The organism is Brevibacillus borstelensis, assembly GCF_037834415.1.
Taxonomy (GTDB): Bacteria; Bacillota; Bacilli; order Brevibacillales; family Brevibacillaceae; genus Brevibacillus; species Brevibacillus borstelensis_A.
Window position 1 is genome coordinate 75549 of record NZ_JAUMSJ010000007.1, and the last position, 22046, is coordinate 97594.

Here is a 22046-nt window from a genome sequence, read left to right on the forward strand (position 1 = left end):
CCGAGATGCTCTCCTTTTTGTTTTCCCTTTCTACAGACCTGGCAGCCGTTCCTTTACCTGCTTGCGCACACGAGAAATCTGTTTGTCTGACAGCTTGATGCCCACTGCTTTTCCTACCTTTTTAATCAGCTTCTTGAGTTTGTCATCATCCTTGAAATCCTTCTTTTTGTACCCTTTTGCCAGTGACTTGACATCGCTCATGCTGAGCTTCTTTTTGCTTTTCTTGTTCAATTTTTTCAACAAGTCTTTGGCTTTGCCTTTGGCCATCGGGGATGGTCACTCCCTTTACCGGTTTTTTCGTAGACGGCGATATCGCCCCATTTGCAGTCATATGGCAGCCAGACAGATTCTGTATGGACAATAGCGGACAAATGGCTGCCTAATTTTTTCCTTCTGTGCAAACACCCAACCCACCCAGTCCGCGAATACATAAGATGGGTGCAGACATTCGTCACGATAGGAGGAAAAATGGGTTGAAGATTATTTCTTTTCATCGAAAGCAGTCGTTTCCGAAAATTTTGTCCGAATTGCAGGAAAGGTGCTCCAGTCACTTGGTGAAACAGCCGTGGAGCTGCTATGATGACGTATCCTGCCTTTGTGTTCGGCATGACATGTTTGAGCAGTTTCAGGAGCATTTTCTCAAGTACAACCCGACTGTCGAAGAGAATGTAACGGTCACCGTTCACGGGGAAGACGAAGTGCCTTGGGGAGTCAGGTACGTCGGAGCCGAACGCATGTGGAAAAAAGGCATGGGCGATGGCGTCAAGGTCGCTGTCATCGATACCGGAATCGCGCGGGATCATTTTGAACTAAAGGACAGGGTGAAGGGCGGCGTCAATCTTGTAGCGGGGAAACGGAACGGGCATGGTACCCATGTAGCGGGAATCATCGTGGCCGAAATGAATCATTCCGGAATCGTCGGGGTTTCTCCCGAGGCGGATCTGTATGATGTCAAAGCCTTTCGCGAGGACGGAACGGCGTCCTTGTCCGATATCATCAGGGCGCTGAATTGGTGCATTGAAAATCAGATGGATATTGTCAACATGAGCTTTGGGATGGGACAATACAGTGAAGCGTTGTCTCGCATGGTGAAGAAAGCATCTGACAGAGGAATCGTCATGGTTGCTTCCGCAGGGAACAACGGAGCAGAGGTGGAGTACCCGGCCCGCTATCCTGGAGTCATTGGGGTAGGTGCGATCGATCAAAACGGAAAACTGGCATCATTCAGCTCGAGAGGAAAAGGAATGAACACGAAGGCGCCAGGCGTGGAAATTTTGTCTACCTGGCCAGGAAACAGCTTTCGTACGCTGAACGGGACTTCAATGGCGGCACCTCATGTGACCGGCATGATTGCACTGAAACTCGCCCGAAAGAAAAAAACCAGAACCCAGTTGCAATAGCAAAGATGGACGGACTTCATCCTTTTCTTCAAAGCAAAGAAACCGGGAAGCTGCGCCTATGCTTCCCGGTTTCTTTGCTTGTCCGCCCGGATTTACCCGTGAATCTTGGTTTCATAGTCTTGCTGGACACGGAACCATATATTAAGATCGTTTATAACGCTCGCTATTTCGTGAATTTCCGAGTTCAGCTGGCAGGAGCGGGGGAAATCCTCTTCGACATCCAACTGTGTCTGTTTCTCTATAATCATCGCTTCCAGCTTGATGATGCGATCCGGTATCGTGGAACGGATTTCTTCCCACTCCATCAGGATGTCGGCACGTTCACTGGGTGAATACTCCTCCCAGTCGTGCTGCAAGGCTGGAAGGCGAATACCCATCCGTTCATCGTAGACAAATTCGTAACGCAAAGGCACATTCACTCCTCTCACGACCATCGTATCAAAAAAGGAGGAGGGGGGGAAGGGTGAAAAGAGGTGGAGAACGATGAAAGAAAAGCGAGTGCTGATCGATGCCGACGCTTGTCCCCGGCAGGCGCTGGCCATAGCCAGGACACTATGTGCGGAAAAAGGGTGGCGCTGCGTCACCTTCGCCAGTTTCAACCATCAGTTGACAGGAGCTGATCACGTCACGGTCGATGCCGGCCCGCAAGCTGTCGATATGAAATTGGCGAATGAAGCCGGAGCGGAAGACATTGTAATCACGCAGGATATCGGGCTTGCGGCACTGGTTTTGGGAAAGCGGGCGAAGGCGGTTTCACCTCACGGAACTATTTTTGATCCTCAACGAATTGCGTTCAGCCTGGAAGAGCGCAACGAAAAAGCCCGTTATCGCAGAGGCGGCGGCCGCACGAAAGGCCCTGCCGCTCGAAGCGCTCAGGATGACGAACGCTTTGCCGAAGCCCTGAGAGCGCTGATGGATAACGAGGAGGTCGTTTGATGAAACCGAACGCTGCAAAGTATTTGTGGATCTCGGCTGTTTTTTTTCTCGTCGCGGCCGCTTTGGTCGCCGTTTATTTTCAGAATGGGTTTGGTGCGTTTGACAGGGCGGGGTTTGATTTGGCGGAAAAGGTTCGCTCTGATGCGCTTACTTCCATGTTGGCGGTGCTGACGGCTTTGGGGGGCACAAAGCCGGTCGTTGCTTTAAGCGCCCTTCTCGTCCTGTGGCTGTATAAAAGGGGCTACAGGCGGGAAGCTGTGATCGTGACGATGATCCTGCTGGGCGCAGCGTGTATGAACGAATGGATGAAAAATTTGTTTGCGAGGGAACGTCCAGTCGGACAAAATCTGATTGCCAGACCGGATTCCTTTTCCTTTCCGAGCGCTCATGCCATGGTCAGTTCCGTTTACTATGCGATGCTGGCGTCGCTGCTGCCGCTTCTGGTCCCCCGGCATTGGACCAAATACATAGCGCTTCTCCTGTATCTGTTGATCGTCGTGATCATGGCAAGCCGCGTCTACCTGGGCGTTCACTACCCCAGCGATGTGGCGACAGGTGCCTGTTTCGCTGCAGGCTGGTATTTTCTGTTCAGATGCGCCTGGTCGAAATGGGGGGAGGCGGGCAAAGCATCTCACTACCCGACGTTTGCCTCCGCGCGAAATTAAGGTGGGGACGTTCTTTTTAAATCGAATAACCGAATTCTTTCATCAAGCTCAGCCATTTTTCCACGCTGGGCTTGTTTTTTTTGTCTTTGGGCAGGACGATGTACGCCGAGCGTTTCGGCGGTTTGCTGCCGACAATCCTCAATTCCTTGAGCGACCCGGCAGCAAGGTCGGCTTTAACCGTAGAACGGGTGAGCAGACTGACGCCAAGACCTTCCTTGACCAGATCGATCGCCAGCTCTGCTTTGTCCACATGCAATTTGGGAACGTAGTTGCGAGGCAGAGTTTGACGAATCCATTCGTCAAACGGCGGGCCCCAGTTTACGTACAAGAGCGGCAAATTGCGCAGCTCGCGAGCGTCTACGTGCGTCGCTGCCGTCACAGAGTCGCCAGCCTTGCAGACGAGTACGATCTCATCTTCCCAGGTGGGGATCACCTCAAAATTGGGCAGGGAAGGCGGGATATAGACAATGCCGATCTGGATCATATTATCCAGCAAATATTGAATGACATCGGAGGAGTGCCCGGTTTTGGTGCTGATGGCAATTTGCGGATAGCGATAGTGATACTCCTTTAACAGCGGCTCCAAGGTCGATGTCCAGATGGAATTCAGGCTTCCAATGGAAAGGTAGTCTTCATAGGGCTGCAGAGAAGCTACTTCGCTCAATGCTTCGTTGGCAAGCTTGAGAATCCGCTCGGCGTAGGGGAGCAGAGTGAGTCCGGCCTGGGTTATCTCGACGCTTCTTTTGTCCCGCGTAAACAGAGGTTTGCCTACTTTGTCTTCCAATTGCTTGATGCGCATCGTTACCGTAGACTGCACCAGATGCAGCATCTCGGCAGCCTTGGTGAAATTTTTCGTTTGAGCTAATGTGTAAAACGCTCGTAGCTGTTCAAAATCCATTTATTTGTTCCCTCTTATCTAGAGAATTGATAACTCTATACAAAAAGAATCGTTTCTCAAATTATACCTTGCTTTGTATGCTGAAGGTATCTTTATTTACTGGATCGGAAATCAGGAGAGTGAGTGTCGAGATGAATCGGGAGATATGGAGAGAAACCCCGGTCTCCGTAAAGCTGTTGCTGGGTACTTCCTTTATGATGAATCTGGGCTTTTATGCGCTGATTCCTTATTTGACGCTGCATCTGACAGGAAGCATCGGCTGGACAGTCGCCATGGCCGGACTGGTGCTGAGTGTTCGTCAGTTTTCCCAACAGGGCTTTGCCTTTTTGGGCGGGGTTGTAGCCGACAAATTTGGCTACAAGGGAACCATGGTACTGGGACTGTGGATTCGGGCCATCGGCTTTGCCATGTTTGCGTTCTGCACGGAAACGTGGCATTTTTTTATCGCGGCGATTTTATCGGGGCTCGGGGGCTCCTTGTTTGATCCGGCAGGTTCAGCCGCCTTTGCCGTGCTAACGCCGGAATCGATTCGCAAAGAAGTATTTTCGCTCCGAAATGTACTGACCAACATCGGTATCGTCGGATCGCAAATTGTCGGAACCGCGTTGGCTTCCGTTGACTTTACGTATTTGTCGCTCTTCGCCGGAGCCATGTTTGCCGCAAACGGGCTGCTCGTATTCTTTTTCCTGCAGCCGATCGCGGCCAAAAATACGGCGCACAGCATCTGGAGCAGCATGTCCTTCGTCATCAAGGATAGCCGTTTCGTCCGCTATACCTTGATCTTGATGGGGTATTACTATTTGAACATGCAGCTGTTTTTAACCATCCCGCAACTGGTAGAAGATGTCACCCATCAAAAGGCGGATGTGGGGATCGTGCTGTCCGCGATTTCGCTTTCCGTCATTTTGCTGCAGATGAAGGTGACGAAGTGGCTGGAAGGGTATTCGCAGCGTTTCACGCTGATCGGCATCGGGACACTGGTAATGGGTGCCGGGTTGTTTTTGCTCGCCTTTGCTGATAACCTATGGATGTTGATCATCAATGCCTTTCTGTACGCGCTGGGCACCATGATCGCTGTTCCCAACCTGGTGGAAGTGGTGCCTCGCCTGGCGCCCCGGGAACACGTCGGCGCCTACTACGGATTTAACGGATACGCTCTCGCCATCGGCGGGTCTTTTGGTCAGCTTCTCGGGGGCTGGGTCTATGATGCGTCACGCCAGCTCGGGGCTCCTTGGCTGCCCTGGACGATTTGCCTGTTGGTCGGCATCGGAGTCGCTTGGCAAATGTACCGAATGGAACTGTCCATCGGGGCCGATGAAAGCGGGAAGGACTGCACAAAAGTGGTGCGTTCATAAAAATATATGTGGAGTTGAAACATTTTCCATTTGATATTCGTATATAACGGTAGAGATGGTTGGCAATAGAGAAATGGAGGGAATCGCAAATGGAAGACATGAATAAGGTTAAACGCATGCTGCTGGTAACCAGTTCCCTTGGGTTTGCCGTCTTTGCCATGGTGGTCATAACTGAAATCGTTCGTTTGTCGATGTAAGCGTAAATGACGAAAAGCTTGCGGCTGTTGCTGGCCGCAAGCTTTTCTTTTTTGTCTGGACGATCAGGCCGCATTTTCATTCGGCTCCAATGAGTCCCCGGATTTCTTTTTAAAGTACAGCTGGTAAACAAGGATCGCGATGAGGACGAACGGCACTCCTCCATAAAGGGCAATCCGCTGGCTCGGGTCGAAAGCGAGACTGACCAGAACGGTAATGTTCAGCACGAGAGCTACCATCGGCAAGAACGGATAGAGAGGGGTCTTGAATTTCAGATCCTCCAGTTTCCCGCCGTTCTTCAGATAGTGGCGGCGGAACGCGAGCTGGGAAGCGGAGATCGAAATCCAGCCGACTTGCGCCCCCAATCCGGCGACAGAAAGCAGCACCATAAAAACGGTTTCCTTCGCAAAATATCCGGACAACAGGGAAAGCAGCGAAATGGCGAAGGTGATCAAAAGAGCGTTCATCGGAATGCCCTTCCGGTTCGTTCTTCCAAGCTTTTCACTGGCCATGCCAGTGCGGGAGAGCGAGTACAGCATCCGCGTAGCGGCGTAAAGTCCGGAGTTGGCGACGGACAAAAGGGCTGTGAGCACGACGAAGTTCATGATGTCTGCTGCATACGGAATGCCGATGCTGTCAAATACGGCGACAAACGGGCTTTCTACCACACCGGCCTGCTGATAAGGGATCAGGCCAGCCAGGATGAAGATGGCGAGAACGAAGAAGACCAGTGTCCGCCATACTGTCGTACGGATCGATTTGGGAATGGTTTTCTCCGGCTCTTTGCTTTCTCCTGCAGCGATCCCGATCAGTTCTGTTCCCTGGAAGGAAAAGTTGACGGTGATCATGGTTAACAATAGGCCGGTAATTCCGTTTGGCAAAAGCGGACTGTTGACGTAATGGGAAAGCATGGGGGCAGGCTGGCCGTTCTTCATGGAGATCAGGCCGAACATCGCTGCGCCGCCAAGGATGATGAAGAGGATGATAGCGCTTACTTTAATGCTTGAAAACCAGAACTCGGATTCCCCGAATGCCCGTGCGGAAAGCGCATTCAGAAGAAAGAGAACGACGCCGAAAATGGCGCACCACATCCACACCGGGGACGCCGGGAACCAACGCTGCATCATTAGTCCGGAAGACAACAGCTCCAGAGCGACTGTGACCGCCCACCCAAACCAGTACAGCCAGCCGACAGCGAAGCCAAGCGACGGACTTACAAACTTGGTCATGTACGTCTGAAACGAACCAGCTACCGGCATGGCGACAGATAGCTCGCCTAGACAGAGCATGGTCAGATACATGATGAAACCGCCGACCAAATAAGAGATTATCGTGCCGATCGGACCCGCCTGCCCAATCGTATAGCCTGAGCCGAGAAACAGCCCGGTGCCGATAACTCCTCCGAGAGAGATCATGAAGAGATGGCGACTGGTCATGGACCGCTTTAAATTATGTTGTTGATCGTTCATAGATGCCATGTAACCCTCTCCTTAACGTGAATGCAAAACTGATGTTCATAAACTTTGTGCATATTCTTTATGCAAATGGTGTGCCAAGTCGGAATTGTAGAACGTTTGTTTATTATAAGACAAAATAACATTTATCTGCAAAATATCTGCAAAAAAAATAGGCGCTCTATGCAAAAAAAGCAGGCAAGCGCCAAAAAAATTTGCACTTCACACTGGCTTAACCCCCAGCTTGCGAAGGCGGTATTGCAGGCTCTGTCTGCTGATTTGCAAATCCTTGGCTGCACGGGAGATATTGCCGTTGTTTTTCTCCACGACTTTTTGGATGTAATAGGTCTCAAACTCCTGCAATTTTTGTTTCAAGGGAGAGATTTCGTCCGTTACGGGCAGTACTGTTATCTTTTCCTTTATTGGAGCAGATGTGCGACGTAAAAAATGGTAGGGCAAGAGTTCGGAGGTAATGACTGTTTCGTCTTCCATCAGATTCATTGCGCCTTCGATGACATGCTGAAGCTCGCGGACGTTCCCGGGCCAGTCGTGACCGATGAAAAACGCCATCACCTGATCGCTTACGCCCTCCACATTCATTTGGAACAGCTGGTTGTACTTGTCGATAAAATGCTGGATCAAAAGGGGGATATCTTCCCTTCGATCGCGCAGCGGAGGGATGAATAGCGTAACCACGCCCAAGCGGTAATACAGATCTTTTCGCAGACGCTGATGGGAGATGGCTTCCACTGGGTCCTCGTTCATTGCTGCCACGATCCGCACGTCGATGGACCTGTCCTTAGTGTCTCCGATCCGCCGGATTGACTTTTCCTGCAAAGCGCGCAACAGTTTCGCCTGCAGGGACATACTAAGCGAGTTGATCTCGTCCAAAAACAGAGTGCCGCCCTCGGCTTGTTCGAACAAGCCTGGTCTTTCGACTGCTCCTGTAAATGCCCCGCGGGCGGTTCCAAAGAGCAGGCCCTCGATCAATGTGTCTGGAAGAGCGGCGCAATTTTGCGAGATAAACGGCCCGGAGGCTCGGAGACTTGCATTGTGAATGCTTTGGACAAAGAGCTCCTTGCCTGCTCCCGTTTCGCCTACAACTAGTACGGAGGAAGAGGTCCGCGCCGCACGTTTCGCATTTTCCACGACCTCCAAAATGGCCGGACTGACACCAATAATTTTGTCGAAGGTATAGCGTGCACCGTTCTTTTCCCACAGATTTTCCCGAAGCAGCCGCTCCATTTTTGTTACGTCGTTGGCAAGCTCCATCGCACCGACGAGTTCTCCGTCAAGCAAGATCGGGAACGTGTTGTTGATTGTCGTGATTTCCTGACCTTTGTCGTTGAAATACGTTTGCCTCACGTTGCGGACGCTTTTTCCCGTGCGCAGGCATGTAAGCAGCGTGCTTTCTTGTCCTTGCGGAAATTGAAACACTTCGGCAAGAGGCTTGTTGAGAACGTCCCGTTTGTTCATCGATTCCATTTCGGTCATCTTGCGGTTGTATACGATCGTGGTGCCCGTTGCGTCGATGACATGGATACCTTCATTAACACTGTCCAAAATGCTTTCGAAAACATGGAGATAATAATCGGGGGAATGGATCCGTTTCCCTGCTGACATTCAAGATGCACCTGCCTGTTGGTCTTGTTTGGGGTACATCATACCATAAGATGAGACGGGTGCAAAATAATTATGCGCTAATATGGTTCAAAAACGATTCGGTGCAAAATTTCTTTGCTATTGATTGAAGCTTTTCCTCCTGGAAACGAGGACGCATACGGGTTCAGCGAGTTGGCATCATTCTTGAATAGAATAGTGGCAATGCATAATCAAGGAGGCAGTGAACTTATGAACAAGACAAACCGGGTCATTGATCAAACAGAAAAATTCGGTGCTCACAACTATCATCCGCTTCCGATCGTAATTTCCAAAGCAGAGGGCGTTTGGGTAGAAGATCCCGAGGGCAACAAGTACCTCGACATGCTGAGCGCATACTCGGCTTTGAACCAAGGCCATCGCCATCCGCGCATTATTCAGGCTCTGAAGGATCAGGCGGACAAGGTGACGCTTACTTCCCGCGCTTTTTACAATGATCAGTTAGGTCATTTTTATGAAAGACTCGCCGAATTGACAGGCAAGGATATGATTTTGCCGATGAACACCGGAGCAGAGGCGGTCGAAACAGCACTCAAGGCTGTCCGCCGCTGGGCTTACGATGTCAAAAAAGTGCCGGAAAACCAAGCTGAAATTATCGTGTGCGAGGGCAACTTCCACGGTCGTACCGTTACCATTACTTCATTCTCTTCCGATCCAGGGTACCAGCGCGGTTTTGGTCCGTTTACCCCAGGGTTCAAAATGATCCCGTACGGTGACATTGAGGCGCTGAAGCAGGCGATAACGCCGAACACGGCAGCATTCATGCTGGAGCCGATTCAGGGAGAAGCGGGCATCATCATTCCGCCGCAAGGTTATCTGAAGCAGGCGTACGAACTGTGCAAGGCAAACAACGTGCTGCTCGTCTGCGACGAAATCCAAACAGGCTTTGGGCGTACAGGCAAACTGTTTGCATCCGATTGGGAAGACGTGAAGCCGGATATGTACATTATGGGGAAAGCGCTCGGCGGTGGCGTGTTCCCGATTTCAGCCGTTGCTGCCGACAGGGAAATTCTCGGGGTTTTTGAACCGGGTTCCCACGGTTCCACCTTTGGCGGCAATCCGCTTGGCTGTGCTGTAGCTGTAGCGGCAATGGACGTACTGGCAGACGAGAAGCTCGTGGAGCGCTCCCGCGAACTGGGAGAGTACTTCCTCGGCAAACTGAAGGAGATCCAAAACCCGTTGATCAAGGAAATTCGCGGACGCGGCCTGTTCATCGGGCTGGAGCTGGAAACGGCGGCTCGTCCGTACTGTGAAAAGCTGAAAGAACTGGGACTTCTCTGCAAGGAAACGCATGAAACCACGATCCGTTTTGCGCCTCCTCTGGTAATCAAGAAGGATGAGCTCGATTGGGCAATCGAACGGATCAAGCAAGTCCTGGAGGTTGCGGAAACAGCCAACGCATAAGTTGACGTTCATCAAAGACAGGACCATCTCTTCATCGGGATGGTCTTTTTTGTCGCCAAAAAAGACGCTGTTCGCCGTTTCTATTAGAAAAAACGGATGAATCGTTCGACAAATTTCGACATCGTGTGGATAAACGGGCGGGGAAAATCCACATGGACAAGCCTGCTTTTTTATCAGTTGCGCACAGCTTGCCCACAACTTACCCACATGATATCCCCATTGCCTGTGGATATCAGAACGATTGTTCGTGCCAGGTTCTTTTGTTACAATAGGCTCAGGTTAAGGGATGGAGGTGACAAGCGTGAAATACTTGAGTGACCAAATGCTGATAGAAGTATATCATCGTGCCGTCGACCTTCAACTGGACCCAGCTTTTATTGAATTGCTCAGTGAAGAGATAAAGAGAAGAAACATCGGTATCGCGCATGTTGTAAGTGCGTAAACGGGCTAACTAGATGTACAGAGCTTATGCAAAAAGCCATCCGTCGGTGCGGATGGCTTTTTTGTATGGGACTCAGTTTTTCGTTTCTGCGATAAATTCAAAAGCGGTAATGCCCGTTACCGGGGGGGCCTTGGAGAGAAGCATTTCCGGAAGGTAAAAGTAGATCGGCCCGTCTGTGCGAATGGGCTTTCCGTCCCTTGAAAACTGCAGGATAGCCCGTCTGGCCTCAGCAAGCGGCAAGAGGAGCGGCCCGCCATTCTCCCGATGGATGCTCACGTGGGTCGCTTCCTGAAGCGGAACTGCATTGTCGATGAACGGAGCAAGCCGGATGCCGTAGTCCCCTTCGAGAGCCTTTCGTTCTTCGATCAAGCTCTTTCGCTCCGACGGCAGGGCGGCACCTTCGCGAAGCTCCTTGTCCCATTGAGCGCCCGTTCCTTCCAAATACTTCTTCTGATGGCCTGTATCGGTATCCTCTTCACCCCGGTAGGTGCCAAGGTCAAATTTGCGGTCGTCAAAAATCCATACGCTCGGGTCGAGCGTGATCGGGAAGGAAACGGCTCCCTTGAATACGATTACGTCTGACATGAAACATTCCTCCGTCTATTATGCGTCTTGTATCATTGTAACTCAGCCGGAAAGACTGTGGCAAACAATCTAGCTTGTATGTATCTGATAAAAAACTTACGGGTATCCGGGCAAGCCGGACTACTTGATTGAAGCGGTGTGGCTTGAGAGAGTTTTCCACGAATTGTGACACAACATTGCCCGAACACTTGGCCTGTTTCCGTCCGGAGAAAAGACAGCGGCGGTTTTGACAACGGTGTCCGGCCTTTTTACAATGGGAGCAGCAGAATTTATCCTTTTCACACAAGAGGGCGATGTACATGGATAATTGGGATCTTACCAGCCTCCAGCGCGTACTGGAGGAAACTGTGCAGAACACGATCGGCGAAGCGGAAAAGGGCCAAGTACCCTCGTATATACCGGAGCTGGCCAGACAGGAGAAAAGACGGCTGGGCGTAAGCGTTTGTCTCAAAGACGGGAGCGTGTTCTCGGCAGGGGATGCGCACCTCCCGTTTACCTTGCAAAGCATCTCCAAAACCTTCTCGCTCATGGTCGCGCTGTGCGAGCACGGAGAACGCTATGTGTTTGAGCGAGTGGGTAAAGAGCCGACAGGCGATCCGTTCAATTCGATTATCAAGCTGGAGACGATCAAGCCGCACAAGCCATTAAATCCGATGATCAATGCGGGGGCCATCGCCGTCGCAGGCATGATTCCGGGCGGGAGTGTGGAGGAGCGGTTGGAGAAGATTATGCGGCTGCTCAGAAAGATGACAGGCAATCCTGATCTCCGCGTCAATGATGAGATGTATCAGTCAGAAAAGCAGACAGCCGATCGGAACCGGGCGCTTGCGTATTTTTTAAAGGACAGCCGGATTCTCGACGGAGACGTGGAAGAGACGCTCGACCTGTATTTCCGGCACTGCTCCATCGAGGTCACCACTGTGGAAGTGGCCCGCCTTGCCGCCATTCTCGCGGCGGATGGCTACGACATAGCGAGCAAGGAGCAGCTGTTTCCCCGCGAAGTCGCGAGAATTTGCAAAACCTTCATGGTCACATGCGGCATGTATAACGCTTCCGGAGAATTTGCCATCGATGTCGGCATCCCCGCAAAAAGCGGAGTAGCGGGCGGGATTATGGCCGCGGTTCCGCAGCGGATGGGCCTTGGCGTATTTGGTCCCGCATTGGATGACAAGGGAAACTCGGTCGCGGGGGTCAAGCTGCTGCAAAAGCTGTCCGATTTGTGGGATCTCAGCATTTTTTAGTCAAACTGCAATCACTGTACGCCATACTTACAGTTGCCAAATCGTCTCCCCTTTTCAAATGGCCCAGAATAACGTACTATGTAAGGTAAGGATGGTGGCAAACGGAGGGATAGGTTTTGACAGAGATTAAGATTCCCGATCTGGAACAAAAAGCGCTAGCGTTACTGCGAGCAGATGCGGACAAGATCTACAAGCTCATAGATGTACAGATGGAAAACCTGACCATGCCGCAGTGCCCGCTGTACGAAGAGGTGCTTGACACCCAGATGTTCGGGCTTTCGCGTGAAGTGGAGTTCGCCGTCCGTTTGGGACTGATTGATGAAGAGATCGGTCGTGAAATCATGGGTTCGTTGGAAAGAAAACTGGCTGATCTTCACGAACTTTACAATCAGAAGGGGTAAGAGCGATGGAATGGAAACGTTCCTCGCTTTTCTATTGGAGCTTTTGGGAGTAAAAAACACTTGCTTTTTCACTCTCGCTGCTTTAGATTAAATAATAACTTTTACGTACAAAAGCGATGACGGAGACTAGTAAGCGAACAACGGCTTGACAGGGAGAAACTGCCATAGACTGAAAGCAGTTTTGAAGCACGCCTCGCCCAATTCCCTCCTGAGCTGTCCTTTGAACGGTTTTATGCCCAGTAGGAGGAAAACCGGGTCATTCCCGTTACCAATGAACAAGTGAGACATGCAAGTGGAAGAGGTTATTCCCTTTTTCATAAACGTGCCTGTCTAATCAGGGTGGTACCGCGAGCAACTCGTCCCTTTTCAGGGGCGGGTTTTTTTGTTCTCGCCGCGCCTTGAAGTAAAGGTAAATACGCAAAAGCGAAGATAGAGACCAGTAAGCGGCCAAGCGGCTTGACAGGGAGAGGCGACCAGTGACTGAGAGTCGTTTCCAGGCATGCCCCGTTGAATTCACTCTTGAGCTGTCCTCTGAAAGGAAGGCGTCCCCAGTAGGAGGCACCGGGTCATTCCCGTTAGCAATGGCATGAGCGAGGCTTGATATGAAGCCTAACCAGGGTGGTACCGCGAGCACAACACTCGTCCCTTTTTGAGGACGGGTGTTTTCTTTTTTACAAAACGGAGATAGAAAGTTTGAAAGAGGTGGATGCAGTATGAAGCAAGCAGAACAATGGACGACCAGACTTGGCTTTATTCTGGCGGCAGCCGGTTCTGCCATCGGACTTGGGGCGATCTGGAAATTCCCTTACGTGGTGGGAACAAGCGGGGGTGGAGCGTTTTTTCTTCTGTTCCTGTTGTTTACGCTCGTGATTGGACTTCCGCTGTTATTGGGGGAATTCGTGATCGGCCGAAGCACACAGCAAGAGGCGATTTCAGCTTACAAGACGCTTGCTCCGCAAAGCGCATGGCATTGGGTAGGCAGATTGGGCGTGGCGACGTGTTTTTTGCTGCTCTCATTTTACAGCGTGGTAGGAGGCTGGATTCTCACGTACATGTTCCGCGGTTTGACAGGACAGTTGACGGGAATGCCTTACGATCAGTTGTTTGGCAGCGTCATCGCGAACCCCATCGGTTCTGTGGGCGCTCAATTTTTGTTCATGTTGATCACGATATGGGTCGTGGCCCGGGGAGTACAAGCCGGGATCGAATCTGCGAACAAATATTTGATGCCAGCCCTGTTCTTGCTGTTCCTGGTGCTCATGTTCCGTTCACTCACGCTGGATGGAGCCGGCAAAGGCGTCGCGTTTTTCCTGATGCCCGACTTTTCCCGGCTGACGGCGGATTCTGTTCTGTACGCGATGGGTCAGTCATTCTTTTCCCTTAGTGTCGGGGTTTCTGTCATGGTTACGTACAGCTCCTATTTAGGCAAACAGGAAAATCTGGTGCGCTCGGCAGGCTCGATCGTCGGACTGAACCTGCTGGTTTCCTTGTTTGCCGGTCTGGCCATTTTTCCTGCGGTCTTTTCCCTGGGGATGGAGCCGGCGGAAGGACCGGGACTACTGTTTATCGTCCTGCCTTCAGTCTTTGAGCATGTCCCGTTTGGCAGCTTGTTTCTGTTGGTTTTTTTGGCGCTGTTCCTGTTTGCGACATTGACATCCGCATTTTCGATGCTGGAGATAATCGTAGCGTCGTTATCCAGGGGCAAAGCTGAATTCAGGAAGCGTTATTCCTTGATCATCGGACTGCTCATTTTTCTTGCGGGAATTCCATCTGCTTTATCCTTTGGCGTTTGGTCAGATGTGACCATTTTTGGAAAGACGGTCTTTGATGCGGCTGACTTTTTGGTAAGCAACGTGTTGATGCCGCTAGGGGCTTTGCTGATCGCTTTGTTTGTGCCATTGAAGTTGAAGCAGGAGCTGCTTGTCAAGGAATTGCAGGTCTCGAAAGAATGGGGAAAACGGGCTTTTGTGATTTGGCTGATGCTGCTTAAATACGTCGCACCCGTCGCGATCATACTCGTATTTTTGAGCACATTGGGGATTTTTTAGGAAGAAGGCAGGATATCCGATTCCTTTCCGCAGCACAATGGCAGCGGGCGCAGCGAGTATGATGCTACATACACGCTGCGCCCCGCTTTGTCGTGCAAACTAGACGAAGAAGAAAGCCGTTCCAAGAATGATGTAGACAGCGAGCAAAAGAACCCCCTCGAACCAGTTGGTCGCGCCGTCCTTGGTGATGGAGATAGTGATAAAAGTCGCGACGCCAATAGCTGCGAGCTCAAACGTGGTGAACACGATATCCATCGGTCGACCGAGCAAAAGGCTGATCAGTACGAGTGTAGGGGCAACGAACAGGGCGATTTGCAGGCTGGAGCCGACAGCGATCTCTACGGCTGCCCCAATCCGCCCTTTCATCGCAAGCAGCAGGGCAGCGCTGTGCTCCGCGGCATTGCCGATAATGGCGATGACGAAAGCCCCGACGAACAGCTCCGACCACCCAAGCACCTCGGAGACGTGCTGAACGCTGTGCACCAGCCACTCGGAAACGACAGCTACAAAAAAGGTTGACACAGCCAGCATCAAGACCGAAACCCCTTTTGACCAGACCGCTTCGCTGTCGTGAGACTCAATGTCGGACAGGAAGTCGCGGTGCGTGACCATGGAGAAGATCAGCCAGAGCAGATAGGCGACGATCAGAATCACGGCAATCACCGTGCTTAACGTTCCAATCTCGACAGGCGGGAGCTCTTTCATGAACACGGCGGGAATGAACAGGGCAGCGATGGCGAGCATCATCAGGGAAGCGTTGTGTCCAGCCAGCCTGCCGTTAAAGGTTTGCTCCTTGTACTTCAACCCTCCCAATAGAACACTAAGCCCCAGTACCAACAGCATATTTCCGATGATGGCTCCTGTAATGGATGCCTTCACCATGTCGAACAGCCCTTCCTTTACCAGGAAAAAAGCAATGATCAGCTCGGCCGCGTTGCCAAAGGTCGCGTTCAGGAAGCCTCCGATTCGGTCTCCGGCATAATGCGCTACGCTTTCTGTCGATTTTCCCAGCCAGGCAGCCAGAAAAATAATGGCCAAGGATGCGGAAGCAAATTTAAAAAATTCATTGTCAGTAAAATAATGGGCGTATCCTGCGAGCAGCAGGCTTCCGCCCACAAGCGCGAAAAACAGCCGTAGGTTCATAGGCTCACCTCATGATGATAAGTTTTTCCATTTTTTACCATAAGTCAAATTCCGTCTTAAGTGTAACCGAACTTTCGGAGGAAGTCATCATTATTTTGAACGAATTCGGTGGAATAAACTCTTTGTTTTTTTGTTCATACTACTCGGTGAGACATCCTAGGAGGTGCTTCTTATGGCAAAGCCGTATCTCTGTCCTACCTGCAAATCAAATCGGATGAGGTTTACTGTAATTGAACAAACACCGCGCTATGTCCGGCTTGATCCCCAATCCGGCGAGCTTGTCGCGGAATTGACTAGAGAGCAGCTTGACACGTTCCACCAACCCTACAAAGGCGAGTCTTATATGATTCAATGCGGCATTTGCGGGACGACTGAGCAGGAAGAGCGATTCATTAAAATGGCCGAGCACATGCAGGGACAACGTCCTTAGGAATCAGGCGCAATAGCGAGCAAAAAAAGAGGCACGGTCCCCACCGTGCCTGCTTCCTTGTTGCTAGCGGCAAAAGATGTGCTTGCCGATTCTTTTGATCTGCGGGCGACTCCAAATCCAGGCCGATGTGGCCGTATCCGGGTTAAAGTAGTAGATCGCTCCTCCGGTCGGGTCCCAGCCGTTGAGCGCGTCTTGCACCGCTTTTTTTGCGGTTTCATTCGGGGTTAGCCAAATCTGTCCGTCAGCTACAGCGGTAAATGCAAGCGGTTCAAAGATAACGCCTGCCGGCGTATTCGGGAAAGCCGGATTACGGGTCCTGTTCAGGATCACGGCGGCAACGGCCACCTGGCCTACATACGGTTCCCCGCGGGCTTCCCCGTGCACGGCATTTGCCATGAGGCGAAGATCGTTTTCGGTGATGCCCTTGCTGCGGTAGTTTTTAGCCGGTGCAGTCCGGGCTGGTGCCGGTGCGGCTTCCTCAACCCCCAGTTCTTCTGCTGTAGGCCGGTAGCCGGTAGTGGCATTGTAAAGCTTCAGCTTTGTCTTTGGTCCCAGAATGCCGTCTACCTTCAAACCGAATTCATATTGAAAATTTCGCAGTGCCCAGTAGCTGCGCCAGGAAAAGTTGCCATCTACATCTCCTGTATAAAATCCAAGGTATTTTAAGCGGCCTTGCATCTCCCTTACATCTTTCCCAGTAGCGCCCACGCGCACCTCTTGGTTGCTGAACGCATCTGTACGGATCGGGGAGATCATTACAGATGCTGTTACTGTCAGAGTAAGGGCCAAGAGGGCAAGCAGCCATTTTACAGGCCGTTTCATTCACGTTCCTCCTTTAATCTGCTTGATCTATTCGCTAGTTTTTCCCGAAAAGGCAAGAAATGAATTAGTAAAATGCTGGATAAACTGCCACACTAAGGGGGAACAAGGACAGGGAGGTGCTTCATGCAGGTCGCCCACTATTTGACAGAACAGCTTCGCATTTGGGGAGTCAAGCACATCTACGGGGTAGCAGGAGATGCCATCCTGCCATGGCTCGATGTACTCGGAAAACAGGAGCACATTCGCTATATCGCCTGCAGGCATGAATCGGCGGCAGCCATGATGGCGGCGGCGGAAGCAAAATGGACAGGGAGGCCAGCCGTGTGCACAGCGACCAGCGGCCCAGGCACACTGAATTTGCTGAACGGATTGGCGGATGCTTACGCTGATCATGCTCCGGTTCTGGCGATTACGGGGCAAGTAGAGACGCACAAATTGGGAGGACCGTACAAGCAGTTCGTTCCGCAAGAAGACTTGCTCCGCCCAATCTGCTTGTACACCACAACAGTTGCACACCCGGAGGCTGTCGGCGATGTCCTGCATCGCGCATACGCAACAGCCGGCAGTCAAAGAGGCGTCGCCCATCTCGCCGTTTGCAAGGACATTTTTTCCCGGACGACGTCATGGCCGCTGGTGAATGCGCTGCCGCGGCTGCAATCTGGCGTGGGAGTGAACCGGGTAGAGGTCGAGCATGCGGCAGAACTTCTAATGGGTGCGAAAAAACCGGTCATTTTGATGGGAGCAGGGAGCCGGGAATGCGGCAATCTCTGCATGCAATTGGCTGAGAAATTGGGCGCTGCCTTGCTGCTCACCTTAGGCGCCAAAGGCGTTGTAGACGAGGCTTATCCGCTTGTGCTGGGAGGCTTGGGTGAAGGAGGCAGCAAGGCAGGACTTGCGGCGCTGGCCCAGGCGGATTTGCTCGTGACCTTGGGAGCAAGCTGGTTTCCCCGCTCGTTTGTTCCCGCCGACCTGCCAGTCGTACAGGTCGATCACAACCCGACAGCGATCCACGCTCACCCTCAGCTGTCGCCCGTTATAGCCGAGTTGAGCGATGTGCTGCCCCTCTGGCTGCGGCGCCTTGACAAAAAAACGCCCGATCCAGGCTGGACGGCTCAGGTTAAGCGCTGGCATGCTTCCTTTTGGCAAGAGACAGAGCGGTTGGTCGAACAAGGGACAGAGGAGCTGATCAAACCGGAAACACTCATGCATGCCTTGTCCCAGGTGGTTGATGACAATGCCATCATTGCCCTGGATACTGGCGAACACACCATCTGGTTCAACCGCGCCTTTCGGGGGAGGGCCCATTTTCCGCTTTTCTCAGGCAAATGGCGAACCATGGGCTATGGCCTTCCAGCCGCGATCGCAGCCAAGCTGAACAATCCTGATCGGCAAGTGGTCGCCATTGTCGGAGACGGGGGCTTGCAAATGGCTTCTGGAGAATTGATGACAGCTGCAGCAAACAACCTTCACTTTCCGCTGATCGTCATAAACAACAAGACACTGGGACTGGAGGAGTGGAAGATGATTCAGTCGGGGCTTGTCCCGTTCGGCACTCGTCTGGAAAATCCCGACTTTGTGAAATGGGCCGAAGCTTGCGGGATTTCGGGCCGCCGTGTACGTGCCATTCGCGAACTGCTGCCTGCCTTAAAAGAGGCGATGGCCGCGCAGAAGCTTATCCTCCTCGACATACAGTGCACTCTTCCGACACTGACAGAGAGAAAACGAGAAATTCCCTTCCAAGCCCAAGCTGCAAATGTTTATAATGAAAGAAAAGTCTGAGAAGCGAATGGCAAAAAGATACGAGCAAGGAAAGCGATAGGGAGCAGGGAGGAGGGCGATTTATGGAAAGCTTGCGCGGTGAGATTCGGGTAGCGGATCAAGTAGTGGCAGTGATCGCAGGCGTTGCATCGGCTGACATTTCCGGTGTCTCGGTGCGCTCCGGAGGATTTTATCACGATCTGGCCAAAAAACTCGGGGGGAGCGGCAAAGGAATCTACGTTGTCGTTACGGACGGTTCTGTGACCATAGAGCTGCGAGTATCGATCAAATATGGCATGCAAATACATCAGGTTTGCCGGCAGCTTCAGCAGCAGGTAAAGGAGACTGTCGAGTCGCTGACAGGTCTGTTTGTGGAGGCGGTGCATGTACATGTGGATGGAATCGAGATGTAGCAAAAAGGACCTGCAAAGCTGGCAGGTCCTTTTGCGTTTGTTGCCTTTATCGGTTGGCGTACAACTGTTTTTGTCCTTGTTCAATTACTTTTTGCCGGCTGACTTCTCGGGAGACGCTGAGCAGGATTCCCGTGGAGATCAGGATCACGAGCAGGGAAGAGCCACCGTAGCTGATAAAGGGCAAGGTTACTCCCGTCAGCGGGATGAAGGACGTGACACCGCCGATGTTGATGAAAGCCTGAATCCCGATCATGCCGACAATGCCGATACCAGCCAGGCTTGCGAATGTATCCTGAACCTTCAGGCAGATGTGGATTCCGCGCAACAAAAACAGCAAGTACACCAACAAAAACAGGCTTGTCCCGATAAAGCCAAACTCTTCGGAGATAATCGCGAAGATGAAGTCTGTATGGGCTTCCGGCAAGTACAGATACTTCTGAATGCTCTTGCCAAACCCGGTGCCGGTCAGCCCGCCGTGGGCGATAGCGATCAGCGATTGCTTGATGTGATAGCCCGTTCCCAAGGGATCGCTCAATGGATCCAGAAAGGAGGTTAGCCGATTCCAGGCGTGATCCTTTTTCATGACGTAGGCGAATACAGCAAGAGTGGTGACCGGGAATCCGATCATAAACAAATGGCTTAGCCGCGCCCCGCCGCAAATCAGGACAACGATTGCAGAACCGAGCAGGATCGCTGCCGTTCCCATGTCCGGCTGGGCTACGATCAGACCGAAAAATACGCCGGTGACCACGAGCGGAGGCATAAGCCCCTTTTTTAAATCACGGATGCCAGCGCCTTTTTTGGAGACTATCGCTGCCAGGTACAGAATCAGCCCCAATTTGGCGAACTCTGCCGGCTGCAAATTGGCCGATCCAAAACTGAACCAGGACCGCGCCCCCTGTATATCCGTCCCGATGCCGGGAATCAGGACCAGGAACAGCGACAGAAAACAGACCAGCATAATCAGGAGGTAATTCTTTTTGTAAAAGGAGAACGGGATGTTCATTGTGACCAGCATCGCAAATATGCCCAGAAGCAGCCACATCGCTTGCCTTTTCACGAAAAACAGCTCGTCTCCGCCACACTGTTTGCAACCGCTGGACGTAAAGCTTGTCAGAGCGTATATCGAGCTTGAGCTCAATACCATCGTGATGCCGAAGCCCACCAGGAGAGCGGTCAACAACAGCAACAAAAAGTCGGGGACGCCCCGCGTTTTCATGAGAGAAACCTCCCCCTTGACGTGAAACAGAGAGGGGAAGCCTCTCTGTTCTGTAAACTCGCTATGAGCCGGATGCAGTTGGATTAATAAGCGGAAAGCTTCTCGTTCAAGACTTGCAGCTTACGTTTTGCCGTTTGCACGACCGAATCCGGGATCGGGAAATCGTAATCCAATCCGTGAGGGAACAAGTGTTTGCCCATGTAAGGGTCATCCAACTTTAAAACAGCATGGCTGTCTTCCAGTTTTCCCTCGATGGCATTTGCTTCAATCCGCAGATAGTAGACATTGCCTTTATCTTTCAATTGATAATCGTATGTAGCGTGTTTGTAATCCCAAGCTCCGCGAACAAACCCCAGGTCACTCATGTAATGATCCAGATCGGCGAGCATGACTTCCTTGTTGCCGATCCCTGTGTCCTTGATAACCATTGATTTTCCTCCTACAAATGGTAAGTTATTCACTACCTTATATTAGTCTGTTTTCGGAAAGAGCGCAATGGATAAGTCGTGTCTCTGGCAGGATGCCCGATTTCCCAATTTATGGTATACTTAATAACTACAATAGGTGAGCTCCACAAGGGCGGTCGGTTCATCCCCGTTTTAGGAAAGGGGGTGATAGCATGACAGTATATGAAGCACTAAGTCTGATGGTAGCGTTCGGGACCTTAGTCTTAATGCTGTCTACCAGTAAGAAGAAGTAGACCTCCCTTGAGCCTGACAGCCGGGAGGTCGACACCGAGGAAGTGAGAGCCGCCCCCCCAAATGGGGAACAACTATTGTAATCTTCGACCGTACGGGTGCTGCTATCACCCTGCGGTCTTTTTTTGAACATCACTCGGTGTGCGATGCCGTCGCTGACATCACCTTACCATATTACCACAACGCTTGGAGACATTCCTAGTCGGAATTCGGGGAAGCTCGTCCAAAGCGCATGAAACTTGGTTTGGCCGGACAAACTACAATTGTTATCAGCAAAAGGAGGAGAGAATGATGGCAAAGGTAGAAAACCGCACCTTGCGTGAGATCATGACAAAAGATGTGGCAACCGTGACCCTTAAAGATAACGTTTACGAAGTGGCTTGCAAGATGCGCGACTGGAACGTCGGCGTCATCCCTGTTGTCGATGAGAAAGAAGATGTCATCGGCGTGATCACAGACCGTGACATCGTGATCCGCGGCTTGGCGGAAAAACGCGAAGGTTCGGCCGCTGTCGAAAACGTCATGACCCGGGATATTATTTTGGGTCAGCCAGGAATGACTGTCGACGAGGCAGCTAAAATTATGGCCAAGAACCAAATCCGCCGTCTGCCTGTCGTGGAAAACGGAAAGCTGGTCGGCATCGTCGCCCTTGGGGATATGGCTGTCCGCGAGGTTCACCACGATGAAGCGTCCGAAGCGCTCTCCCAAATCTCCGAACCGCTGGGCAATGCGTAAAATCCTGGTGTGATTTCTCCCCATATAATAATGAAGAGAAGAGGCTGTTGCTGCTGCAGCCTCTTCTTTTTTATTCGTAAAAATCCCCTTTACTATAACGTAACGGAAAGGTTTACAATGTGCTAAAGAAAGCGCGAAAGGAAGA

Annotated in this window: 24 protein-coding genes and 1 other annotated feature; of the genes, 14 read left to right on the forward strand and 10 right to left on the reverse strand. The window is 51.6% G+C overall.

Features of this window, described 5'->3' with window-relative positions; all coding sequences use genetic code 11:
• Window positions 1-30: 30 nt before the first annotated feature.
• Entirely contained in the window at window positions 31-267 is a 237-nt protein-coding gene (locus tag Q3F21_RS08860) for a stage VI sporulation protein F (RefSeq protein ID WP_340251465.1), read from the reverse strand.
• A 206-nt stretch (window positions 268-473) separates the two neighbouring features.
• Here Q3F21_RS08860 and Q3F21_RS08865 point away from each other — a divergent pair, with 206 nt between their 5' ends.
• The gene (locus Q3F21_RS08865; RefSeq protein WP_340251468.1) at window positions 474-1400 is read left to right on the forward strand and encodes a S8 family peptidase; all 927 of its coding nucleotides are present in this window, start codon (window positions 474-476) and stop codon (window positions 1398-1400) included.
• Window positions 1401-1492: 92 nt separating this feature from the next.
• On the opposite strand, the gene Q3F21_RS08870 is transcribed toward Q3F21_RS08865, so the two are convergent.
• Complete coding sequence (locus tag Q3F21_RS08870; RefSeq protein ID WP_425341233.1) at window positions 1493-1834, reverse strand: hypothetical protein; 342 nt, start codon at window positions 1832-1834, stop codon at window positions 1493-1495.
• Between the two features lie 49 nt (window positions 1835-1883).
• Here Q3F21_RS08870 and Q3F21_RS08875 point away from each other — a divergent pair, with 49 nt between their 5' ends.
• The gene (locus Q3F21_RS08875) at window positions 1884-2336 is read left to right on the forward strand and encodes a YaiI/YqxD family protein (RefSeq protein WP_340251471.1); all 453 of its coding nucleotides are present in this window, start codon (window positions 1884-1886) and stop codon (window positions 2334-2336) included.
• Window positions 2336-3001 (forward strand): phosphatase PAP2 family protein, encoded by a 666-nt coding sequence (locus Q3F21_RS08880; RefSeq protein WP_340251472.1) that lies wholly within the window; start codon window positions 2336-2338, stop codon window positions 2999-3001. The genes Q3F21_RS08875 and Q3F21_RS08880 overlap by 1 nt, the downstream gene beginning before the upstream one ends.
• A gap of 16 nt (window positions 3002-3017) precedes the next feature.
• Here the strand turns inward: Q3F21_RS08880 and Q3F21_RS08885 are convergent, their stop codons facing one another.
• Window positions 3018-3899 (reverse strand): LysR family transcriptional regulator, encoded by an 882-nt coding sequence (locus tag Q3F21_RS08885; protein ID WP_340251473.1) that lies wholly within the window; start codon window positions 3897-3899, stop codon window positions 3018-3020.
• Window positions 3900-4030: 131 nt separating this feature from the next.
• Between Q3F21_RS08885 and Q3F21_RS08890 the strand changes: the two genes are divergently transcribed.
• Window positions 4031-5254 (forward strand): MDR family MFS transporter, encoded by a 1224-nt coding sequence (locus Q3F21_RS08890; protein WP_340251475.1) that lies wholly within the window; start codon window positions 4031-4033, stop codon window positions 5252-5254.
• A gap of 260 nt (window positions 5255-5514) precedes the next feature.
• On the opposite strand, the gene Q3F21_RS08895 is transcribed toward Q3F21_RS08890, so the two are convergent.
• Window positions 5515-6927, reverse strand: coding sequence for an amino acid permease (locus Q3F21_RS08895; RefSeq protein ID WP_340251477.1), 1413 nt, complete (start codon window positions 6925-6927; stop codon window positions 5515-5517).
• Window positions 6928-7125: 198 nt separating this feature from the next.
• Window positions 7126-8526, reverse strand: coding sequence for a sigma-54 interaction domain-containing protein (locus Q3F21_RS08900; RefSeq protein ID WP_340251479.1), 1401 nt, complete (start codon window positions 8524-8526; stop codon window positions 7126-7128).
• 228 nt (window positions 8527-8754) lie between these two features.
• On the opposite strand from Q3F21_RS08900, the gene Q3F21_RS08905 reads away from it, so the two are divergent.
• Window positions 8755-9966, forward strand: coding sequence for an ornithine--oxo-acid transaminase (locus tag Q3F21_RS08905; RefSeq protein WP_340251481.1), 1212 nt, complete (start codon window positions 8755-8757; stop codon window positions 9964-9966).
• A gap of 301 nt (window positions 9967-10267) precedes the next feature.
• Window positions 10268-10408 carry a sporulation histidine kinase inhibitor Sda gene (locus tag Q3F21_RS08910; protein WP_340251483.1) on the forward strand — a complete coding sequence of 47 codons (141 nt, stop codon included), beginning with the start codon at window positions 10268-10270 and terminating at the stop codon, window positions 10406-10408.
• Between the two features lie 72 nt (window positions 10409-10480).
• Here Q3F21_RS08910 and Q3F21_RS08915 read toward each other — a convergent pair whose 3' ends face one another.
• Window positions 10481-10993 (reverse strand): hypothetical protein, encoded by a 513-nt coding sequence (locus Q3F21_RS08915; RefSeq protein WP_340251485.1) that lies wholly within the window; start codon window positions 10991-10993, stop codon window positions 10481-10483.
• A gap of 299 nt (window positions 10994-11292) precedes the next feature.
• Here Q3F21_RS08915 and glsA point away from each other — a divergent pair, with 299 nt between their 5' ends.
• The 3 genes from glsA to Q3F21_RS08930 all read left to right on the forward strand — a co-directional run bounded on the left by glsA (window position 11293) and on the right by Q3F21_RS08930 (window position 14683).
• Window positions 11293-12234 carry a glutaminase A gene (gene glsA, locus Q3F21_RS08920; RefSeq protein WP_340251487.1) on the forward strand — a complete coding sequence of 314 codons (942 nt, stop codon included), beginning with the start codon at window positions 11293-11295 and terminating at the stop codon, window positions 12232-12234.
• Between the two features lie 116 nt (window positions 12235-12350).
• Window positions 12351-12635: a YlaN family protein gene (locus tag Q3F21_RS08925; RefSeq protein ID WP_003387335.1), complete on the forward strand. Its 285-nt coding sequence runs from the start codon at window positions 12351-12353 to the stop codon at window positions 12633-12635.
• A gap of 417 nt (window positions 12636-13052) precedes the next feature.
• Window positions 13053-13285, forward strand: a binding site (T-box leader).
• A 63-nt stretch (window positions 13286-13348) separates the two neighbouring features.
• Window positions 13349-14683 (forward strand): sodium-dependent transporter, encoded by a 1335-nt coding sequence (locus Q3F21_RS08930; protein WP_340251489.1) that lies wholly within the window; start codon window positions 13349-13351, stop codon window positions 14681-14683.
• A gap of 99 nt (window positions 14684-14782) precedes the next feature.
• Here the strand turns inward: Q3F21_RS08930 and cax are convergent, their stop codons facing one another.
• Complete coding sequence (cax, locus tag Q3F21_RS08935) at window positions 14783-15826, reverse strand: calcium/proton exchanger (RefSeq protein WP_340251491.1); 1044 nt, start codon at window positions 15824-15826, stop codon at window positions 14783-14785.
• A 172-nt stretch (window positions 15827-15998) separates the two neighbouring features.
• Between cax and Q3F21_RS08940 the strand changes: the two genes are divergently transcribed.
• Window positions 15999-16256 (forward strand): hypothetical protein, encoded by a 258-nt coding sequence (locus Q3F21_RS08940; protein ID WP_340251493.1) that lies wholly within the window; start codon window positions 15999-16001, stop codon window positions 16254-16256.
• Window positions 16257-16319: 63 nt separating this feature from the next.
• Here the strand turns inward: Q3F21_RS08940 and sleB are convergent, their stop codons facing one another.
• Window positions 16320-17078: a spore cortex-lytic enzyme gene (gene sleB / locus Q3F21_RS08945; RefSeq protein ID WP_340251495.1), complete on the reverse strand. Its 759-nt coding sequence runs from the start codon at window positions 17076-17078 to the stop codon at window positions 16320-16322.
• Window positions 17079-17201: 123 nt separating this feature from the next.
• Between sleB and Q3F21_RS08950 the strand changes: the two genes are divergently transcribed.
• On the forward strand, window positions 17202-18857 hold the full coding sequence (locus Q3F21_RS08950) for a thiamine pyrophosphate-binding protein (protein ID WP_340251497.1): 1656 nt from the start codon (window positions 17202-17204) through the stop codon (window positions 18855-18857).
• A gap of 62 nt (window positions 18858-18919) precedes the next feature.
• Window positions 18920-19249: an Asp23/Gls24 family envelope stress response protein gene (locus tag Q3F21_RS08955; protein WP_340251498.1), complete on the forward strand. Its 330-nt coding sequence runs from the start codon at window positions 18920-18922 to the stop codon at window positions 19247-19249.
• A gap of 46 nt (window positions 19250-19295) precedes the next feature.
• On the opposite strand, the gene ftsW is transcribed toward Q3F21_RS08955, so the two are convergent.
• Window positions 19296-20468 (reverse strand): putative lipid II flippase FtsW, encoded by a 1173-nt coding sequence (gene ftsW, locus Q3F21_RS08960; protein ID WP_340251501.1) that lies wholly within the window; start codon window positions 20466-20468, stop codon window positions 19296-19298.
• Window positions 20469-20551: 83 nt separating this feature from the next.
• On the reverse strand, window positions 20552-20896 hold the full coding sequence (locus tag Q3F21_RS08965) for a YugN family protein (RefSeq protein ID WP_340251503.1): 345 nt from the start codon (window positions 20894-20896) through the stop codon (window positions 20552-20554).
• 191 nt (window positions 20897-21087) lie between these two features.
• Between Q3F21_RS08965 and Q3F21_RS08970 the strand changes: the two genes are divergently transcribed.
• Both Q3F21_RS08970 and Q3F21_RS08975 read left to right on the forward strand, forming a co-directional pair.
• A complete protein-coding gene (locus Q3F21_RS08970; protein WP_221175483.1) occupies window positions 21088-21168 on the forward strand; it encodes a putative holin-like toxin in 81 nt (26 codons plus the stop codon).
• Between the two features lie 289 nt (window positions 21169-21457).
• Window positions 21458-21901 (forward strand): CBS domain-containing protein, encoded by a 444-nt coding sequence (locus Q3F21_RS08975; RefSeq protein WP_340251505.1) that lies wholly within the window; start codon window positions 21458-21460, stop codon window positions 21899-21901.
• The last annotated feature ends 145 nt before the right edge of the window (window positions 21902-22046 follow it).

What these genes read in the sequence shown, in the direction of transcription:
- Q3F21_RS08860 (WP_340251465.1), bottom strand. Translation starts at nt 267, where the DNA reads ATGGCCAAAGGCAAAGCCAAAGACTTGTTGAAAAAATTGAACAAGAAA.
- Q3F21_RS08870 (WP_425341233.1), bottom strand. Translation starts at nt 1,834, where the DNA reads ATGGTCGTGAGAGGAGTGAATGTGCCTTTGCGTTACGAATTTGTCTAC.
- Q3F21_RS08875 (WP_340251471.1), top strand. Translation starts at nt 1,884, where the DNA reads ATGAAAGAAAAGCGAGTGCTGATCGATGCCGACGCTTGTCCCCGGCAG.
- Q3F21_RS08880 (WP_340251472.1), top strand. Translation starts at nt 2,336, where the DNA reads ATGAAACCGAACGCTGCAAAGTATTTGTGGATCTCGGCTGTTTTTTTT.
- Q3F21_RS08885 (WP_340251473.1), bottom strand. Translation starts at nt 3,899, where the DNA reads ATGGATTTTGAACAGCTACGAGCGTTTTACACATTAGCTCAAACGAAA.
- Q3F21_RS08890 (WP_340251475.1), top strand. Translation starts at nt 4,031, where the DNA reads ATGAATCGGGAGATATGGAGAGAAACCCCGGTCTCCGTAAAGCTGTTG.
- Q3F21_RS08895 (WP_340251477.1), bottom strand. Translation starts at nt 6,927, where the DNA reads ATGGCATCTATGAACGATCAACAACATAATTTAAAGCGGTCCATGACC.
- Q3F21_RS08900 (WP_340251479.1), bottom strand. Translation starts at nt 8,526, where the DNA reads ATGTCAGCAGGGAAACGGATCCATTCCCCCGATTATTATCTCCATGTT.
- Q3F21_RS08905 (WP_340251481.1), top strand. Translation starts at nt 8,755, where the DNA reads ATGAACAAGACAAACCGGGTCATTGATCAAACAGAAAAATTCGGTGCT.
- Q3F21_RS08915 (WP_340251485.1), bottom strand. Translation starts at nt 10,993, where the DNA reads ATGTCAGACGTAATCGTATTCAAGGGAGCCGTTTCCTTCCCGATCACG.
- glsA (WP_340251487.1), top strand. Translation starts at nt 11,293, where the DNA reads ATGGATAATTGGGATCTTACCAGCCTCCAGCGCGTACTGGAGGAAACT.
- Q3F21_RS08930 (WP_340251489.1), top strand. Translation starts at nt 13,349, where the DNA reads ATGAAGCAAGCAGAACAATGGACGACCAGACTTGGCTTTATTCTGGCG.
- cax (WP_340251491.1), bottom strand. Translation starts at nt 15,826, where the DNA reads ATGAACCTACGGCTGTTTTTCGCGCTTGTGGGCGGAAGCCTGCTGCTC.
- Q3F21_RS08940 (WP_340251493.1), top strand. Translation starts at nt 15,999, where the DNA reads ATGGCAAAGCCGTATCTCTGTCCTACCTGCAAATCAAATCGGATGAGG.
- sleB (WP_340251495.1), bottom strand. Translation starts at nt 17,078, where the DNA reads ATGAAACGGCCTGTAAAATGGCTGCTTGCCCTCTTGGCCCTTACTCTG.
- Q3F21_RS08950 (WP_340251497.1), top strand. Translation starts at nt 17,202, where the DNA reads ATGCAGGTCGCCCACTATTTGACAGAACAGCTTCGCATTTGGGGAGTC.
- Q3F21_RS08955 (WP_340251498.1), top strand. Translation starts at nt 18,920, where the DNA reads ATGGAAAGCTTGCGCGGTGAGATTCGGGTAGCGGATCAAGTAGTGGCA.
- ftsW (WP_340251501.1), bottom strand. Translation starts at nt 20,468, where the DNA reads ATGAAAACGCGGGGCGTCCCCGACTTTTTGTTGCTGTTGTTGACCGCT.
- Q3F21_RS08965 (WP_340251503.1), bottom strand. Translation starts at nt 20,896, where the DNA reads ATGGTTATCAAGGACACAGGGATCGGCAACAAGGAAGTCATGCTCGCC.
- Q3F21_RS08970 (WP_221175483.1), top strand. Translation starts at nt 21,088, where the DNA reads ATGACAGTATATGAAGCACTAAGTCTGATGGTAGCGTTCGGGACCTTA.
- Q3F21_RS08975 (WP_340251505.1), top strand. Translation starts at nt 21,458, where the DNA reads ATGGCAAAGGTAGAAAACCGCACCTTGCGTGAGATCATGACAAAAGAT.